Source organism: Nocardioides epinepheli (genome assembly GCF_037936805.1).
Lineage (GTDB): Bacteria > Actinomycetota > Actinomycetes > Propionibacteriales > Nocardioidaceae > Nocardioides.
Genome location: NZ_JBBMMC010000007.1, coordinates 119,763 through 137,298, shown reverse-complemented (window position 1 = coordinate 137,298; position 17,536 = coordinate 119,763). Strand labels below are relative to the sequence as shown.

The following is a 17,536-nucleotide window of genomic DNA, read 5'->3' as shown; positions in this document are numbered from 1 at the left end:
CATGACGTCACTTCGTCACATCGATCGGTCGGACAATGCCTACCTCGACGCCGCGCGCGCGTGTCTGCTCGATCTCGGCTGGCGGCGGACGACCCTCACCGAGGTCGCCCGTCGGGCCGGCGTCTCCCGGATGACGATCTACCGCACCTGGCCCGACATGCCGTCCCTGCTCGCCGACCTGATGACGCGCGAGTGGACCCAGCTCATGCAGGCCCCCGACTTCGCGCTGGAGATCGACGACCCGGCGCACCTGCCCGGCGACGACCTGGTGTCCCGGGTCGTCGCGATCGTGCGGGCCCTGCGCGACAACGAGCTGTTCGTGCGCATCGTCGAGGTCGACCCCGAGCTCATCCTCCCCTACCTGTTCTCCAGGCGGGGCCGCTCACAGGACCTCGTCCTCCAGCTGCTCGTGCCCGCGATCCGCAGAGGCCAGAAGGAGGGCCGCTTCCGCGCCGGCGATCCGGCCGTCATCGCCCGCGGCCTGCTGCTCACCGCTCACGGCTTCGTCCTGTCGGCCCAGACGATGCTCGACGACGACGTCACCGAGGCCGACCTCGACCACGAGCTCGCGCTCGTGCTCACCCGATCGCTGGCGCCATGACCGGCTCGCTCGGCGCCGGCCTGGACGGCGTGCCCGACTCCGTCGACGTCGTCGTCGTCGGCCTGGGCGCCACCGGCGCGGGCGTGGCGCTCGACGCGGCCACCCGCGGGCTGTCGGTCCTCGCGGTGGACGCCCACGATCTCGCCTTCGGCACCTCGCGGTGGTCCTCGAAGATGGTGCACGGCGGATTGCGCTACCTGGCCCACGGCCAGGTCGGCGTCGCCCACGAGAGCGCCGTCGAGCGCGGCATCCTGATGACCACCACCGCGCCGCACCTGACCCATGCGATGCCCTACGTCGTGCCCACCACCACCGCCCACGGCGTGCTCGACCGAGCCCTCGTCTCGGGCGGCCTGGTCGCCGGCGACGTCCTGCGTCGCGGGGCGCGCACGCCGACCTCGGTGCTCCCACGCCCGCGGCGCCTCTCGACGACCGAGCTCCTGCGGCTCGCCCCCGGCCTGCGCCGCGACACCCTGCGCGGCGGCCACCTCTCCTGGGACGGGCAGCTCGAGGACGACGCCCGCCTCGTGGTCACGATCGCGCGCACCGCCGCGGCGCACGGCGCGCGGATCCGGACCCGGGCGCGGGCGCTGCACGCCGACGGTCGCGAGGTCGAGCTGCGCGACGAGCTGACCGGCCAGACCCGCACGGTCGCCGCCCGCGTCGTGGTCAACGCCGCCGGCGTGTGGGCCGGAGAGCTGGCCGAGGTGGAGCTGCGACCGAGCCGCGGGACCCATCTCGTGCTCCGGGCCGAGGCCTTGCCCGGGCTCGCCACGGCGGTGTTCGTGCCGGTCCCGGGCAGCCGCAGCCGGTTCGTCATGGTGCTCCCCCAGCCCGACGGCACGGTCTACATCGGCCTCACCGACGAACCGGTCCACGGACCGGTGCCGGACGTCGCGACCCCGTCGGAGGGCGAGGTCGACTTCCTCCTCGACGTCGCCGGCGGCGCCTTCTCACACCCGCTCGGCCGTGACGACGTCGCCGGCGCCTTCGCCGGCCTGCGCCCGTTGCTCCGCTCCCCACAGCGCCACGGGGGCACCGCCGACCTGTCGCGACGCCATGCCGTGCTCACCGACCGGTCGGGAGTGGTCACGATCGTCGGCGGCAAGCTCACCACCTATCGGCGCATGGCCCAGGACGCCCTCGACGCCGCCCTGGACGCCGCCCCCGACCTCGAGGCCACCCGGTGCGTCACCGCGTCCCTTCCCCTGGCCGGGGCCGCTCCCCGCGACCGTCTCGCCGGCCTGGACGTGCCCGCCCGCCTGGTACGGCGATTCGGCGCCGACGCCGCGCTCGTGCTCGCCACCGCACGCCGGACCACCGGCCTCCACGACGCCGACCTGCTCGCCCCGGTGGCCGACGGCGTCCCCGTGACCATGGCCGAGCTCGTCTTCGGCGTCACCCACGAGGGAGCCCACGACGTCGACGACCTGCTCGACCGGCGCACCCGGGTCGGCCTGATCGCGACCGACCGTGCCGCAGCCGTCCCGGCCGCCGAACTGGCGCTCGCCGTCGCGAAGAAGTCGCGCGCGAACCTCTGACGATCCCTGGAAGGATTCACCGGACAGGGAGCGATGAGTTCCTGGGTCGCCGTCGGTCGGTAGGAGCAGGCACACTGACGAGGGGCGGGAGATTCACATGACGGCAGTAGCCTCGACGCGAGCGGGAGACACGATGACGGGAGAGTCGGCTCCGACCGGCGAACTCGACGACTTCGACGGCCTCACCGCGCGCTACCAGCGCGAGCTGCTGGCCCACTGCTACCGGATGAGCGGGTCGGTGCACGAGGCCGAGGACCTCGTCCAGGAGACCCTGCTGCGCGCCTGGCGGGCCAGCGACTCCTTCGAGGGCCGCAGCTCGGTGCGCACCTGGCTCTACCGGATCGCGACCAACGTCTGCCTCACCAACCTCGAGGGGAAGCCTCGGCGTCCGCTCCCGGCGGGGCTCGGCACTCCCGACCAGCCGGCCGGCGATGCGCTGGAGGAGAACCACGAGATCGCCTGGCTCGAACCGGTGCCCGACGCCGCGGTCGTGGTCGCCGAGCGCGACTCGCTGCGCCTGGCGTTCGTGGCGGCCCTCCAGCACCTGCCGGCACGCCAGCGCGCCGTCCTGATCCTGCGCGACGTGCTGCGCTGGAGCGCGGCGGAGACCGCGGAGGCCCTCGACACCACGACGGCCGCGGTCAACTCCGCACTCCAGCGCGCGCACGCCCAGCTCGACGAGCGGGCACTGACCGAGGACACCGTGGTCGACGAGCTCACCGAGTCCCAACGCAGCCTGCTCGACCGCTACCTCGACGCCTTCTGGCGCAAGGACCTCGACACGATCGTCGGACTCCTGCGGGCCGACGCGACCTGGGACATGCCGCCCTTCACCAACTGGTTCCGCGGCTCGGAGGCGATCGCGGAGCTGATCGGCAACAAGTGCCCCGGCGGCGTGCACGACATGCCGATGATCGAGACCACCGCCAACGGACAGCCGGCCTTCGCCCTCTACATGCGGGTGCCCGACGGCCACTTCGAGCCTTTCCACCTCCAGGTCCTCGACCTCGACGGCGACCTGGTGCGACACGTCACGGCGTTCTTCGACCCGCGCCTGTTCGAGACCTTCGGCCTTCCCACCCGGCTGCCGGCCGACTACGTCCCGGTCCCATGACCCGCGCCCCCCTCGGGGGCGTCGAACTGCTCGAGCGCGCGTTGCGCTACACGCACGCGGCGCTGCTCGACGTCGACCCCTCGCACCTGGACCGTCCCACACCGTGCGCCGAGTGGAGCCTCGACGGGCTGCTGGACCACATGGACGACGCGCTCGACGCGTTCACCGAGGGCGCGGGCGGCACGGTCGCACCCGCCGCGCCACGCCCGGAGACCGCGTCGGTGTCACGGCGCGTGCAGACCCTCCAGCACAAGGCCTGCGCGCTCCTGGGCGCGTGGAGCGGACCGCGAGCACGCGACACCGTCCGCGTCGCCGGCCTGGAGATCCCTACCGAGGTGCTCCTCCACGCCGCGGCTCTCGAGATCGCCGTCCACGGCTGGGACGTCGCCCAGGCCACCGGGCATCGCACGCCCATCCCGGCGCCCCTGGCCATCCGACTCACCGAGGTGGCACCCGCGATGGTCGCCGACGTCGATCGCGGCACCCGGTTCGCGCGGCCCGTGCCACCGGAGTGGGGCACGGCCCGCCACCGCTCCGGCGGCGAGGCCAGCGCCCGGCTGGTCGGCTACCTGGGCCGGCGACCGCTCGAGGCCGGTTCAAGGGTGAGCCCGGTCTCCTGACCCCTCAACGGCTGCGTGATCCGTCTTGGTCTTGCGGGGCCGTCGTCCCTGGATCCCGGCGTCGCGCAGTCGCTGGCGCGCCTTGACGATCTTGTAGACGAAGATCGTCACCCCGGTGATCACGCCGGCGTCGTCGACGAGGCCGAGCGGACCGAGCAAGGCTTCCGGGAGCACATCGATCGGACTGGCCAGGTAGACCAGCGCCCCGATCATCGCCACCACGCCGCGCGGCGGGATGCGGTAGCGCCACATCACGTACCCGACGACGAGGAGGCCGATCGCCACCAGCACACCGAGCGTGATGAGCACGCCCACCACCACGTCGGAGAAGTCCATGGCACCACTGTGCCCGATCGCCGAAGCGACGTCTGCACCGGCGAGCGGGTGCCGGGCGGGTACCGGTCAGTACCGGTGGAACCAGTTCGCCAGGTCGACCGAGATGCCTGGACAGGTGAGGTTCATGTCGCGATCGGCCTCGACCCACTGGCCGAGCACGGCCTGCCCGCCCTGGATGATCCAGTCGTCACCGCACCGCGAGAGAGCCTCGTCGGCGGAGGTCTGGCCGGCGGCGCGCCACTCCGGGATGCCGAGCTCGAGGTTGCCCACGACACCGGCCCACAGCGCCGGCGTGGAGTAGACGCCGATGCGATAGCCGGCGTCCTCGTAGCCGCGCGCGATCCCGGCGACCACTGCAGCGTTGGCGTTGAGGTCGTCGGTCCACTCGAAGTCGGGGACCGGCTCGACGTCGATCCAGACGATCGGCGTGCGCAGGCCGGTCTTCTTCATCAGGTCCACGTTGAAGCGGGCCTGCTGGTAGCCGGTGTTGGCCAGCGCCCCGGCAGCCGTGGCGCCGTCGTAGGGGCCGTCGGCGCCGTACTGGTCGAGGAAGCGCTGCTCGGGGTAGCTGGCCACGGCATAGGCGGCGACCATCCGGTCCGCGGCCTTCGCGTCGGCGAGCTGGTCGGCCAGGCAGGGGTTGGGGTAGAACCCCGGGCCGTTGGTGAGGCCGAGGATCACGTACTTGGCCTCCGGCACCGGACCGGGCCCGCCGTGCGATCGCTTCTCGGGGATGCCCATCCCGGGCGGGCACTGGGGCCAGCTGATGTCGGAGCCGAGCACCGGCCCCTCGTCGATCTCGATGCTCTCGGCGAGGTCGGCGAGGGGGTCGCGCGTGGGGGTCGTGGCGGGCGCGGGGGCCTGCGTGGGCACGGGGGTATGCACGTCGGTGGACATGTCGGTCGGGGCCGTCGCCGCCGACGACTCCGGCGTCACGGAGGCGGCGTCGTCGTCCGAGGTGAGGGCGCACCCGGTCGTCAGGAGCAGGACGGCTCCGACCGCGGCCCCCAGGGCGAATCGCACACGACGCATGCCCCGAGGGTACGGAGCGGGCCGGCTCAGGGTGCGGGAAGTGACACGTAGGTGGTCTCGAGGTACTCAGCGATCCCCTCGAAGCCGCCCTCGCGGCCGAATCCGCTGGCCTTCATGCCCCCGAACGGCGCCGCCGGGTTCGACACCAGTCCGGTGTTGATCCCGACCATGCCGAAGTCGAGCGACTCGGCCATCTTGATCGTGCGCTCGAGATCCCTGGTGTAGACGTAGGACGCCAGGCCGTACTCGGTGTCGTTGGCGGCCCGGATCGCCTCCTCGTCGGTGGTGAAGGTCGTGATCGGCGCCACCGGGCCGAAGATCTCCTCGGTGTTGATAGCCGACTCCGCCGGGACGTCGACCAGCACGGTCGGCGGATAGAAGTAGCCCGGCCCGTCCGGACGGGTGCCCCCGACGAGCACCCGGGCGCCGTCGTGCACGGCGTCGGTGACCAGCTGGCCGACCGACTCGACCGCCTTCTCGTCGATCAGCGGGCCGACGTCGACGCCGTCGTCCTGGCCGCGCCCGACCGTCAGGGCGCCCATCCGCTCGGCCAGCCGGCGGGCGAACTCCTCGGCGACGTCGGCGTGGACGAGGAAGCGGTTCGCCGAGGTGCAGGCCTCGCCCATGTTGCGCATCTTGGCGAGCATCGCGCCCTCGACCGCGGCGTCGAGGTCGGCGTCGGCGAACACCAGGAACGGCGCATTGCCGCCGAGCTCCATGCTCACCCGCTGGAGCTGATCGGCCGACTGCCGCACCATCACCCGGCCGACGCCGGTGGAGCCGGTGAAGCTCACCTTGCGCAGCCGTTCGTCGGCCTGGAGGGCCTGACCGACCTCGCTGGACCGCGTCGTGGTGATGATGTTGAGCACGCCGTCGGGGAGCCCGGCCTCGGCGAGGATGTCGGCGAGCAGAAGCATCGTGAGCGGCGTCTGGCCGGCCGGCTTGACCACCATCGTGCAGCCGGCGGCGATGGCCGGCCCGATCTTGCGGGTGCCCATGGCGAGGGGGAAGTTCCACGGCGTGACGAAGAAGCACGGACCGACCGGCTTCTTGATCGTCAGCAGCCGGCTGCCGCCGGCGGGGGCGTCCATCCACCGGCCGTGAATGCGCACCGCCTCCTCGGCGTACCACCGGAAGAACTCCGAGCCGTAGGTCACCTCGCCGCGCGCCTCGGCGACCGGCTTGCCCATCTCCAGGCTCATCAGCCAGGCGACGTCGTCGGCACGCTCCTGGAGCAGCTCCCAGGCGCGCCGCAGGATCTCGCCGCGCTCGCGCGGCGGTGTCGCGGCCCACGAGGCCTGGGTGGCGACAGCGGCGTCCAGCGCCTCGATCGCCTCGCCGGGCGAGCCGTCGGCCACGCTGGCGATCACCGCGCCGTCGGCCGGATCGACGACGTCGAATCGCTTGCCGTCGTCGGCGTCGCGCCAGGTGCCGCCGATCAGGAGGTTGCGGTGCTCGGGTGTGAGTACCGCGTCGAGCCGCTCGAAGGTGTCCATAGGCACAGCCAACCACTGCGCCTCGGGCCAAGGGAACCGAGTGCCGGCAGGTGCCCCGAAGATGACCGGCAGGTGCCTGGCGGGGGGCCGGCGGGCACCTGGCGGCTGACCGACAGGTGACGCGCGGCAGTCGGGCACGTACGCTGTCGGGGTCGTCCTTCGGAGGGAGCACCAAGGAGACGACATGAGCCCCTCGCCGACCCCATGCGGCGGGGGGCTCGCTTGCTTCGGCTGCGGCTTCGGCTTCGGCGCCGCCGGTGGGGCAGCCACGACCTCCAGCGCCGGCTCCGCACGAGGTGGTCGACGGACTGGGCGGCCGATCCCTGAACTGGGCGGCCGATATTTCGCCCGCGAAGTTCAGATTTCCCCGGTCGACCGGGGAAATCCCGGCCCACGCAAAGGGCACCGGGTCGGCGGCCCGAGCCGCCGATCCCGGTGCCCCCGGATCGGATGGAGCTTAGCTAGCTCACGGGGTGTCGTACTTGACCGTGTACGAGCCCGAGCCCCGGTAGGCGTAGACCTCGATGCGGTAGGTGCCGGCCGAGGCGGAGTAGCTGATCTGCTCGGTGGAGGATGCGGTCTCACCGGCGGCGACGTCGACCCACCCGGAGCCGGAGCGGCGCTGGAGGTAGAGGTCGAAGTCGGCGCTGCTCGGCCCGGTCAGGCACACGTTGATCGTGCCCGAGCCGGCACTGAAGCCCGAGGACGACGGCTGGTAGGACGACGTCCGGCTGCTCACGCTGCCGTTCGCGGTGGTCTCCGAGCAGGTGCCGCCACCGGGCGGTGTGGAGCCGCCGCAGGTGGGCTCGCCGGACTGGGGCCCGACGTTGATGGCCGACCAGGCGTCGCGGACCCGGTTGAACTTCGTGCAGTCGGTGGTGCCGTAGAGGTTGCGCGCGGCGGTGAGGGTCGCGACGCGGGCCTTGGCGTGGTTCCACGACGAGGTCTTGAGCAGGAGCCCGTTGTAGAACACGCGGCCGGCCTCCTGGAGGCCGATCCCGGTCAGGCTTGAGCCGTTGCACGACGTCGAGCCGCTGGTGCCGTTGGACAGCAGGTAGAACCAGTGGTTCAGCGGGCCCGCCGCGGCGTGGACCTCGGTGCTCGGGATGCTGGAGGAGTAGCAGTTGGGGTCGCCGAGAGCGCTCGGGTTCGCCATGTTGCGGATCGGGCCGTCGCCGGCCAGGTTCACCTCTTCGCCGACCAGGAAGTCGCCGGGGTCGTTCGGGTTGTTGGCGTAGAACTCGGTGAGCACCCCGAAGATGTCGCCGGTGGCCTCGTTCATGCCGCCGGTCTCGTTGTTGCCCGACGAGCCGCCCGGAGTGGTGTAGAAGATGCCGTGTCCCTGCTCGTGGGCGACGATGTCGATGGCGGTGAGCTGGCGGGCGTTGTCGGCGCTGTGGCCGAAGTTCACGAAGGAGCCGTTCCAGTAGGCGTTGACGTCGTTGAGCCCGACCCGCGCGGGATAGCTGGTGCCATCGCCCTTGACGCCGTTGCGGCCCAGCCAGGCCGAGAGCATGTCGACCTCCTTGCCGGTGGCGTACATGACGTCGACGCAGGCGGTCTCCAGGTTGCTCGCGCTGCCATTGCCCCACGTGTCGTCGGGACCGGTGTACGCCGAGCCGTTCTGCCCGCCGCAGCGCACGCCGGAACGGGCCGGATCGGTCATCGAGTACGACGAGCCGGAGCCGGAGGTCCCGATCGTCACGTTGCCGTTGTAGTAGCCGTTCCCGCTGCCGTGGGAGACCAGGTCGCTGGCCAGCAGCACCCGTCCGGTGCGCGCATCGCTCCACACGGTCACGATCGAGGGGCTCCCGTCGCGGACGCCGGTCACCTTGGTGCGCCAGGCGAGCCTCGGCGTGCCCACGGCGTAGACGGTCAGTCGCGGCCGGGTGACCGAGCGGACGCGGTCCACCTGGCCCCGTGCGGCTGCTCGGGCCTGGGGTCGGGCGACCTTCGGCGTCGTCGAGCGCACCGAGATCGCGCGCGCCGGGCTGCCGGTGGCGCCGGTGGCGCGCCCCTCGGCGTCTACGGCGACGACGTAGTCGCCGCCGTAGACCGGCAGGCCGCGGAAGGTCCGGCCGTAGCTGACGTAGTAGGTGCCCTTGGTGCCCGCGTGCGCTCCGGTGCGCTCGCTGGTGCCGATCCGGCCGCGCGCGGACGGAGTGTGCTGGCGCACGTACGCCGTGGCCGCGGCCAGGGCCCGGTCGCGACGCTCGGTCTGGGCCTTGCGTCCCTCCGGTGCCGATCGGTCGCTCGCCGTCGGCCGCTCCGCACCGCTCGCGGGGGTGGCGGACGACGGCGTCTGGCCGCTCAGACTGAGGGTGGCGCACAGGGCCGCGACTCCCGCGGCGAGGGCTGCGCGAGGCAGCGGTCTGGTACTCATCTGGTCTCCTGGGGATCGACTCGGACACGGTGCAGCGCTCGCGCTGCGGATGGTGCGCGGCCGGGTCGCGGGGAGGCCTCGGAAGCGGTCGCGAAGGGGAACCTAGGGACCGCGGGGGTGCGCCGGATACGGGGGAAACCCTTGCCTGCGGGGCGTGGACCGACCGGACCGACGAACGGGCTCTCCTACTCCCCCGCGGGCGGCACCAGCAGGGTGGCGAGCTGGGTGCGGGAGCGGATGTCGAGCTTGCGGTAGACCCGGGTCAGGGTCGCCTCGACGGTCTTCACGCTCACGTAGGCCTGCTCGGCGATCTCGCGGTTGCTCGCGCCCGAGGCCACCGCGTGCGCGATGCGGGACTCGGTCTCGGTGAGCCGCTGCAGCAGCGGATCGTCGCTCTCCGGCGCTCGCTCGGGCGCGAGCTCGGCGTGCACCTGCTCGGCCCACGGCGTCGCGTGCAGGGCGAGGAACAGCGCGTGCGCCTCCTCCAGGGCGGCGCGGGAGGCTGCGACGCGACGCCGACGTCGCTCCAGATGCCCGCGGGTGACGAGGATCCGCCCGACGTCGAGGCGCAGGCCGAGGTCGGCGGCGAGCTTGGCCGCGCGGTCGAGGACGTGTTCGGCCGCCTCGAGGTCGCCCTGGGCGATCAGGAGCTCGGCCTCGGCGCGGTCGAGCTGCACCGAGACGCCGTCGGTGCCGGCATAGGCCTCCCGGCGGCGGAGTGCGTAACGGGCGTCGTCGAGGACCTCGCCGGCCTCGTCGTAGCGGCCGAGGGCGGTGAGGGCCGCGACCAGCTCGGCATGCCAGCGGTTGACGGTGGGGTCCCCGAATCCGCCGTCGGCCTCGATCGAGCGGACCCGTTGCAGCGCGACCCGGGCACTCTGGGCATCACCGCTGCGCAGCAACGCCTGGCCCAGGACGATCAGGTGGCGCTGCAGATAGCGGACGTCGCCGCGGTCCTCGGCGGCCTCGACGCCCCGGCTGGCCAGGCTGATGGCGCGGTCGAGGTCGCCGGCCACCAGCTCGGCCTGCGCGGTGATGAACCACCCGGTGTGCGCCTCGAGGTCGAACTCCTCGCCGATCCGCGCGGCCCGGCTCGCGTACTCCGCCGCCTCCCGGGAGCGGCCGGTGCGCGCGGCGATCTCGACCAGGCAGCGCAGCACGTGCACGTGGTCCATGCCGGCGCCGCGCTCGACGCGCGAGAGCATGGCCAGGAACGCTGCCCAGGCCTCGTCGAGCCGGTCGTCGTAGAAGGCGAAGCGCGCCCGCATGTACTCCGGCGAGGTGTGCACGAACCCGGTGGGGGTCGGGCCGGTCAGCTCCACGGCACGCTCGAGCGGGGTCAGGTGATCGGCGCCGAGCCAGCGGCGGGCGACGGCGAGCGTCGTGAGGCCGAGTGCCAGCTCGTCGCGCTCGTCCTGGTCGCCGGCCAGCGCTTCGAGCAGGCCGACCGCCCGCTCGCAGGCCTGGTGCGCGGCGTGCGGGCGTGACTCCATCAGCGCGATCCGCGCGCGTTGGAGAAGGACCTTGGCCACCAGCAGGTCGTCGTCGCCGGCGTCGGCCAGGGCGGCGGTGAGCAGCTCGTCGAGGAGCGGCACCGGGTTCCCGGCCAGCTCGGGGATGGCCAGGCGCACCCGCACGGCCTGCGCCGGCGTCGCGGGTGCCTCCAGGACGTCGGCGAGGGCGCGCTGCACCAGGTCGACGTGATTGCCGGGCGCCGCGGTCTCGATGGCGGCGACCAGCCACTCGACCCGCTCGTCGGCGAGCTCGAGCGTGGCCCGGTCCGCGGCGAGCAGGTAGAGCTCGGCGGCGAGCTCGCGGTCGCCCTGCGCCGCCGACTCACCGGCCGCGCAGCCGAGCCCCTGGGCCAAGGAGGTCTCGGGCCGAGGGTCGGCAAGCGCGACGTGGCGCCACCGCTGGCCTTCGGTGGTGGCGGCCTCGGCGAGGGTGCGGTGCAGCTCGGAGCGCCGGGAGGCCGGATAGGCCTCGACGATCACCTCGCGCAGCGCCGACGGCGTGAACCGGAGCCCGCTGTCGCTCGGCATCACCAGGCCCGCGTCGACGGCTCGGCGCACGTCGTCGACGGCGCCGATCCGGCCGGCCCGCTCGAGCTCGCGCAGCGTGGGGCGGCTGAGCAGCGCGGCGTGCAGGAGGGTCTCGCGGACGTCGTCGGGCTGGGCGGCGAAGCGCTCGCGCAGCACCCGCTCCAGACTGGTCGGCAACGGCGTCGGCATGCCGAGCACGACCGGGCGCTCCCCCACGAGCCCGGCCATCGCCAGCGCGAGCGCGGGGATCCCGCCCGACTCGACGTGCACCCGATGGGCCACGTCCGCGGGGAGGCCGTGACCACAGAGCAGGTCGAGCATGTCGACCACGTCGAGCGGACCGACGTCGAGATGCTGCAGATCGCTCACGTCGACCCCGCCTGCGCCCTGGTCGACCTCTCCCTCGCCCTCGGTCCCGATGATCGTCGCGACCACGCCGACCCGGCCGACCAGACGCCGGCGCGCGTAGCCCACGACGGTCGAGGTGTCGTGGTCGAGCCACTGCACGTCGTCGAGCAGCAGGAGCACCGGCTGCTCCTCGGTCCAACGCTCGAGGACGGCGTGCAGGCACGCGGCGAGGTCGGAGCGCAGCCGATCGGTGGCAGCGACTCCGACCAGACCGGAGTCGACCGCCTCACGCACGCTGGGACAGCCCGTCGACAGCACCTCGTCGAGGATCTCGGCCGGGCACTGGGCGAGCAGGTCGCGCAGCGCGGCGAAGGGGAGCGCGATCTCGTCGACCGCACCCGTGGCGCGCAGCACCTCGGCGTGCTGACGCTGCCGGGCGTCGTCCTCGATCACCTGGAGCAGGGCGCTCTTCCCGGACCCCGACGGGCCGCACAGCACGATCGACTCCCCACGGTCGAGGAGGTCGCGGGCCTCCTCGAGCAGCGCGGTTCGTCCGACAACCCGAGTCATGGCCTTCAGGTTAGGACCGAAAGGGTCGTCGGCGACAGGGCTGGGCGACGGGAAGGTTCCGCACGGTCACTGCGCCGCGCGCAGGAACTCCTCCAGGATCGGCCCGGCGGTACCCGAGCCCGAGGACCCCTCATCGACGAACACGGCCACCGCGAGGTCGCCCTGGGCGGCGATCATCCAGGCGTGGGTCTTGAGCTTGCCGCCGTCCTCGAACTCGGCGGTCCCGGTCTTGGCGATGATGTCTTCGCCCGGGACGTCCTGGAGGAACCGGCCGCTGCCGGAGGTGACGACGCCGCGGAGCAGGTCGCGCAGCTGCGCCGCCTCCTTGCCCGAGACGGGGCTGACGCCGTCGGGCGGGCTCACCTGGAGTCCGTCGATCAGCCTCGGCACGACCAGGGTGCCGCTCTGGATCGAGGCGATCACGGTGGCCATCACCATCGGCGAGGCAAGCACGGTGCCCTGCCCGATCATGTCGGCCGCGGCGCCGGTCTCGGTCTCGGGCGCCGGCACCTGCCCGAAGTAGGCGGGGAAGCCGAGGTCGTGGTCGATGCCCATGCCGAGCGAGGCGGCGGCGTCGGGCAGGTCGCCGTCCTCGAGCCGGTCGCGCTCGGCGATGAACGCGGTGTTGCACGAGTTGGCCAGTGCGGTGCGGAACGGGATGTTGCCCAGCGCGCTGGAGGGGTAGTCGTCGTAGTTCTCGAAGGCGCGGCCGTCGACGGTGACCGTGGCGGTGCAGGGCACCGAGGTGTCGGGCTTGACGCCGCGGCGCAGCAGCGCGAGCGAGCTCACGCTCTTGAACGTGGACCCCGGCGCGTACTGGCCGTAGGTGGCCAGGTTCTGGCCGCCGTTGCCGGGGCCGTTGGCGGCGGCGAGGATCGCGCCGTCGCTCGGCCGGATCGCGACCAGGGCGCTGGCGGGCCCGTTCTCGCCGGTGGCGTTGCGCAGCGCGGCCTCGGCGGCCTCCTGGAGGCGCGGCGCCAGGGTGAGGGTGAGGTCGGTGCCCTGCGAGGCGCCGGTGGTGAAGAGCTCGCGAGCCACCCCGTCGCTGCCCACGGAGTTGACGACGACGCCGCCGGTGCCGCGTAGCTGCTCGTCGTAGCGCGCCTGGAGGCCGGAGAGACCTGCCTCGTCTCCGGGCTGGTAGAGGTCGGGCTGCTCCTTGACCATCTCGGCGGTGACCGGCCCGACGGTGCCGAGGATCTCGGCGGCGAACTCGCGGGTGGGCGCGAGGGGCACCTCGTCGCCGATCAGGCGGGCGCCGGGGATCGCGTCGACGCCGTTCTTCACCGCGCCAGGCAGCTCGTCCTGGCGGTAGACGATGGCCTGGACGAAGGCCTTGTCGCCGGCGGCCTCGACCTGCTTGACGTAGGGGGCGGCGTCGATGTCGACGAGCGCGGCGAGCGACTTCGCGGACTTGGCGGCCTTCGCCGCGGGCACCTGGCTTCGGTCGATGCCTACCCGGAAGACCGGGCGCTCGGTGACGATCGGGGTGCCACCCGCGCCGAGGATCTCGGCACGCTCCGCGGGCACGGAGGTGAGCTCGAGGGTGGAGTTGGCGTTCAGGCTCGGCTCGACGACCTGGTGGCCCCAGTCGACGGTCCACTCGCCGTCGACCCGACTGAGGTCGACGGAGCTGTCGTAGGCCCAGTCGTCCTCGCCGGTGACCGGCCAGGACCAGCTGAGCGTGGCGGTGGCGGAATCGCCGTCCTCGCTGACGTCGCCGGCGGTGACGGTGGGCGTGACGTCGCCCATCGCCTCGACGAGGTCGGCGTGGTCGGACTCGACCTCCTTAACGGTGCTCCCGTCGAAGGCGAGGTCGCCGATCTCGCCTCCGGACAGCCAGGACGCCAGCGCGGTGGCGGTCGCGTCGGCGTCGGCGCCCGGCTGGCCGGAGTCGCCACCGTCGTCGCCGGAGCAGGCGGCCAGACCGGCGGCCAGGACCAGGGCAGTCGCGGCGGCCAGCGGGGCTCGGGAGACACGCAATCGCATGCCCCGGTTGTACCAGCCGCCTCCGACCGGCCGCCTCCGACCGGGCGTCGACTACCGCAGGCGCGCGGCCACCAACGGCGCGTAGCCGGCGGAGTGGCCGGCCCGGTTGGGGTGGTAGCTGTCGGTGACCGGGTTGGACAGCCCGTTGAGCCACTCCACGTCGTCGCAGACGGCGTGGCCGGTGAAGGCGCTGGTGGGGTTGACGAACCGGAAGCCCGCGGCGGACGCCGCAGCGGCCAGTCGCGCGTTCAGCCGGTCGGCGGTCTCGTTGAGCCGGGCCTCCTCGGCCGGGGAGAACCAGGTCGCGGCATTGCAGTCCTCGCCCATGAACAGGTGGGGGTAGCCCACGACCACGACCGTGGCGCGGGGGGCCCGCGATCGGATCGAGGAGTACAAGGAGGAGAGCCGCGCCGGGAGCGTGTTGGCGATGAATGCCTGGGCGCCGTCGATCGCGCGATTGCAGTTCCCGGCCCAGAAGGGCTTCGCGCACTCGGTGAGCACACCGGAGAATCCGGCGTCGTTGCCTCCGGCCGACACCGTGACGAAGCTCGTGCTGCTACTCAGGGCGCCGAGCTGGCTGTTGGCCACCGACGTCGTGGTGGCACCTGAGCAGGCCCGGAAGTCGAGGCTGTAGCCCAGCTGGGAGGCCACCAGGCGCGGGAAGGCGAGGTTCGAGCGCTGGCATCCGGTGCCGTCGTCGAGATAGCTGCGGGTACCGACTCCGGAGGAGTAGGAGTCACCGAGCGCGACGTAGGTGGGAGCGGCGGCCTGGGCGGCCGGGCTGCCGGCAGCGACCAGGGCGAGCGAGGCGGCCAGGACGGCCAGAGCGGTCACGATGACGGTGAGCAGACGACGGGTTCTGGCGAGCACGGGCGACCTCCGAGATGAGTGATCCTGTGCCCAGCCGATCACCTCCGGCCTCCCGGCGCTAGCGGGCAATCCCCCGTCGGCAAGCACAGCCTTTCCTGGGTGTCCAGCATCACGAACATCGGTCGGCCGCAACTCCGTGCTAAATCCGCATTCGCCGGCCGCCGCTGAAATGATCGACCTGGGAGGTCATCGTGGGGCGAATCTCAGGGATCGATCGGACCTATGCGCGCAACGACCTGGTGCGCAACAAGGTCGTCAACATCGCACTCGGTGTGGTGCTCGTGCTCAGCGCCTTCCTCATGGCCACCGGCGCGATGGTCACCGAGCGGCTCACCGGCTCGGTCGGGGAGCTGTTCGCATCGGCCAAGCCCCCGCACTATCTCCAGATGCACAAGGGCGACTACGACACCGCGGCACTGGAGCGGTTCGCCGCCGAGCACCCCGAGATCCAGTCGTGGTTCGTCGAGGAGATGGTCGGCATCGACGGCTCCCAGCTGCGGTGGGAGCGTCCCGGAAGTGCCGAGGAAGGCGACTTCTCCTCGAGCCTGATCGACAACCTCTTCGTGACCCAGAGCCCCGACTTCGACCTGCTGCTGGCCGAGGACGGCACCGCCCCGCGACCCGATGCGGGGCAGGTCTGGGTGCCGGTCGCCTACGAGCAGGAGTTCGATCTCCAGCGCGGCGACGAACTGCAGCTTCCGCTCGGCGAGGGCCACCTCAGCCTCACCATCGAGGGATTCGTCCGTGATGCGCAGATGGCCTCCTCGCTGTCGTCGGCGACCAGGTTCGTGATCTCCGAGGCCGACTTCGCGGCCCTGGAGGAGTCCGGGACGGGCGAGCCGGAGGTGATCGTGGAGTACCGCCTCGAACCCGACGCCGACACCAGCGCCTTCCAGCGCGCCTACGAGCGGGACGACTCGCTGCCGCGCAACGGACAGGCCGTCACCTACACGATGATCCGGCTGATCAACATCTTCAGCGACGGGCTCGTCGCCGGCGCCCTCATCTTCGTCAGCGCGCTGCTCATCCTCATCGCGCTGTTCAACCTGCGCTTCGTGATCCGCGGGAGCCTGGAGGACGACGTCCGCGAGATCGGCGCGCTCAAGGCCCTCGGCATCCCCGATCGTGAGATCTCCGCGCTGTACCTGAACCGGTATCGATGGATGACGCTGGCCGCGTGCGTCGTGGGGGGTTTGCTCGCACTCGGCGCGACCAGCCTGCTGACCCGGAGCATCTCCACGAACTACGCGACCGCCGGGACCGGGGTCTGGCGCTTCGTCGTCCCGTTGGCGGCACTCGCGCTGGTCTACCTGGTCGTCGTGGGGAGCTGCCGGGGGATCCTGCGCCGGATCCGGAAGATCGAGGTGGTCGCCGCCCTGGTCCAGGGCAGCGTGCTGGACCAGAAGCAGACCCGCAAGCGCGCGCTGCGCCAGGCCAAGCGGGCGCGACGCTCCCAGCTGAAGGGGGGCACCCGCCTCAACGCCCGGCTCGCGGCGGCTGACCTCCGTTCCGAGCGCGGACAGTGGGTGCTGGTCCCGATCGTCTTCGCCCTGGCCGCCATCGTCATGACGATCCCGCTGAACCTGCTCAGCACCTTCTCGAGCCCGAAGTTCGTCACCTATCTCGGGGCGCCACAGGCCGACCTGCGCACCGACGTCCAGTGGTCTCCGGAGCTCGACTCCGTCTATCAGGGTGTGCTGGCGGCGATGCGCGCAGACGACCGGATCAGCGACGTCAGGCCCTTCGCGAACGAGGTGTACGAGATCGAGGGCGAGGAGGGCTGGGAGGCCCTGCGCGTCCAGGTCGGCTCGCACGAGGCCGGCGACATCGAGTTCGTCTCCGGGGGCAGCCCGGAGGCCGGCGAGATCGCCGTCTCGGTGCTCAACGCCGACAAGTACGACCTGTCGGTCGGCGACACCGTGACCCTGCGCGACGGCGATCGGTCGAGTCCGCACCGGGTGTCGGGCACCTACGCCGACGTCACCAGCGGCGGCTACACCGCGAAGATGCAGGGTGAGCCGGCCGCTGGGGCCGCGAGCTACGTCATCTATGCCGACACCGCGGACGGCGAGACGCCGGCCACCGTGGCTGCCGAGTACGACGAGAGCCACCCCGGATCGAGCACGCTGCCGATGGCGGAGTACGTGTCGCAGACGCTCGGCTATGTCACGAGCGCGTTCAAGAACGCGGCCATCATCTCGTTCGTGTTCGCGCTGGGCGTCGCTCTCCTGGTGTGCACGCTGTTCTTGAAGCTGCGGCTGACCCGAGACCGCAAGAAGATGGCCATTCTCTACGCCGTCGGCTTCTCGAGCCGGGAGATCGGGCGTCAGGTGCTGGCGAAGACCGTGTGCTGTGCCCTGGTCGGCACCGCGGTGGGGGTGGTGCTGACCGCGACCGTCGGCGAGCGACTCGTGGGGGCACTGCTGGCGGCCACCGGGCTCGGGCTCGACAGCATCTCGTTCCTCAGCAATCCCTTCCTGGTCTACCTGTTGTACCCCCTGTGCCTGGTGGCCGCCGGCTGCCTCGGCGCCGTCGTGCTGGTCCGGCGGCTGAGCCGGGCCGACAAGAGTGGCTGGTTGAGAGAGGACTGAACC

At 72.2% G+C, this 17,536-nt stretch carries 12 protein-coding genes; 5 read left to right on the top strand and 7 right to left on the bottom strand.

What is annotated here, in order from left to right; translation table 11 throughout:
- The first annotated feature begins 1 nt into the window (after window position 1).
- The 4 genes from WMR31_RS11475 to WMR31_RS11460 all read left to right on the top strand — a co-directional run bounded on the left by WMR31_RS11475 (window position 2) and on the right by WMR31_RS11460 (window position 3,876).
- Window positions 2-601 (top strand): TetR/AcrR family transcriptional regulator, encoded by a 600-nt coding sequence (locus tag WMR31_RS11475; RefSeq protein ID WP_340538961.1) that lies wholly within the window; start codon window positions 2-4, stop codon window positions 599-601.
- Complete coding sequence (locus tag WMR31_RS11470; protein WP_340538960.1) at window positions 598-2,142, top strand: glycerol-3-phosphate dehydrogenase/oxidase; 1,545 nt, start codon at window positions 598-600, stop codon at window positions 2,140-2,142. Before WMR31_RS11475 ends, WMR31_RS11470 begins: the two co-directional genes overlap by 4 nt.
- 133 nt (window positions 2,143-2,275) lie before the next feature.
- Window positions 2,276-3,256, top strand: coding sequence for a sigma-70 family RNA polymerase sigma factor (locus WMR31_RS11465; protein ID WP_340538959.1), 981 nt, complete (start codon window positions 2,276-2,278; stop codon window positions 3,254-3,256).
- Window positions 3,253-3,876: a TIGR03086 family metal-binding protein gene (locus WMR31_RS11460; RefSeq protein ID WP_340538958.1), complete on the top strand. Its 624-nt coding sequence runs from the start codon at window positions 3,253-3,255 to the stop codon at window positions 3,874-3,876. The genes WMR31_RS11465 and WMR31_RS11460 overlap by 4 nt, the downstream gene beginning before the upstream one ends.
- Here the strand turns inward: WMR31_RS11460 and WMR31_RS11455 are convergent.
- From WMR31_RS11455 to WMR31_RS11425, 7 genes are all read right to left on the bottom strand, one after another.
- Window positions 3,853-4,212, bottom strand: a complete 360-nt coding sequence (locus WMR31_RS11455) for a YkvA family protein (RefSeq protein WP_340538957.1) — start codon at window positions 4,210-4,212, stop codon at window positions 3,853-3,855. The genes WMR31_RS11460 and WMR31_RS11455 overlap by 24 nt on opposite strands.
- 66 nt (window positions 4,213-4,278) lie before the next feature.
- Entirely contained in the window at window positions 4,279-5,244 is a 966-nt protein-coding gene (locus WMR31_RS11450) for a glycoside hydrolase family 25 domain-containing protein (RefSeq protein WP_340538956.1), read from the bottom strand.
- 26 nt (window positions 5,245-5,270) lie between these two features.
- Window positions 5,271-6,740 carry an NAD-dependent succinate-semialdehyde dehydrogenase gene (locus WMR31_RS11445; protein WP_340538955.1) on the bottom strand — a complete coding sequence of 490 codons (1,470 nt, stop codon included), beginning with the start codon at window positions 6,738-6,740 and terminating at the stop codon, window positions 5,271-5,273.
- Between the two features lie 466 nt (window positions 6,741-7,206).
- A complete protein-coding gene (locus tag WMR31_RS11440; RefSeq protein WP_340538954.1) occupies window positions 7,207-9,123 on the bottom strand; it encodes a M4 family metallopeptidase in 1,917 nt (638 codons plus the stop codon).
- A gap of 185 nt (window positions 9,124-9,308) precedes the next feature.
- A complete protein-coding gene (locus tag WMR31_RS11435) occupies window positions 9,309-12,083 on the bottom strand; it encodes an AAA family ATPase (RefSeq protein ID WP_340538953.1) in 2,775 nt (924 codons plus the stop codon).
- A gap of 66 nt (window positions 12,084-12,149) precedes the next feature.
- Entirely contained in the window at window positions 12,150-14,072 is a 1,923-nt protein-coding gene (locus WMR31_RS11430) for a penicillin-binding transpeptidase domain-containing protein (RefSeq protein WP_340538952.1), read from the bottom strand.
- A gap of 51 nt (window positions 14,073-14,123) precedes the next feature.
- A complete protein-coding gene (locus WMR31_RS11425) occupies window positions 14,124-14,942 on the bottom strand; it encodes an SGNH/GDSL hydrolase family protein (protein ID WP_340538951.1) in 819 nt (272 codons plus the stop codon).
- A 191-nt stretch (window positions 14,943-15,133) separates the two neighbouring features.
- Between WMR31_RS11425 and WMR31_RS11420 the strand changes: the two genes are divergently transcribed.
- Complete coding sequence (locus WMR31_RS11420; protein ID WP_340538950.1) at window positions 15,134-17,533, top strand: ABC transporter permease; 2,400 nt, start codon at window positions 15,134-15,136, stop codon at window positions 17,531-17,533.
- The last annotated feature ends 3 nt before the right edge of the window (window positions 17,534-17,536 follow it).

What these genes read in the sequence shown, in the direction of transcription:
- WMR31_RS11440 (WP_340538954.1), bottom strand. Translation starts at nt 9,123, where the DNA reads ATGAGTACCAGACCGCTGCCTCGCGCAGCCCTCGCCGCGGGAGTCGCG.
- WMR31_RS11475 (WP_340538961.1), top strand. Translation starts at nt 2, where the DNA reads ATGACGTCACTTCGTCACATCGATCGGTCGGACAATGCCTACCTCGAC.
- WMR31_RS11470 (WP_340538960.1), top strand. Translation starts at nt 598, where the DNA reads ATGACCGGCTCGCTCGGCGCCGGCCTGGACGGCGTGCCCGACTCCGTC.
- WMR31_RS11465 (WP_340538959.1), top strand. Translation starts at nt 2,276, where the DNA reads ATGACGGGAGAGTCGGCTCCGACCGGCGAACTCGACGACTTCGACGGC.
- WMR31_RS11430 (WP_340538952.1), bottom strand. Translation starts at nt 14,072, where the DNA reads ATGCGATTGCGTGTCTCCCGAGCCCCGCTGGCCGCCGCGACTGCCCTG.
- WMR31_RS11435 (WP_340538953.1), bottom strand. Translation starts at nt 12,083, where the DNA reads ATGACTCGGGTTGTCGGACGAACCGCGCTGCTCGAGGAGGCCCGCGAC.
- WMR31_RS11460 (WP_340538958.1), top strand. Translation starts at nt 3,253, where the DNA reads ATGACCCGCGCCCCCCTCGGGGGCGTCGAACTGCTCGAGCGCGCGTTG.
- WMR31_RS11445 (WP_340538955.1), bottom strand. Translation starts at nt 6,740, where the DNA reads ATGGACACCTTCGAGCGGCTCGACGCGGTACTCACACCCGAGCACCGC.
- WMR31_RS11450 (WP_340538956.1), bottom strand. Translation starts at nt 5,244, where the DNA reads ATGCGTCGTGTGCGATTCGCCCTGGGGGCCGCGGTCGGAGCCGTCCTG.
- WMR31_RS11455 (WP_340538957.1), bottom strand. Translation starts at nt 4,212, where the DNA reads ATGGACTTCTCCGACGTGGTGGTGGGCGTGCTCATCACGCTCGGTGTG.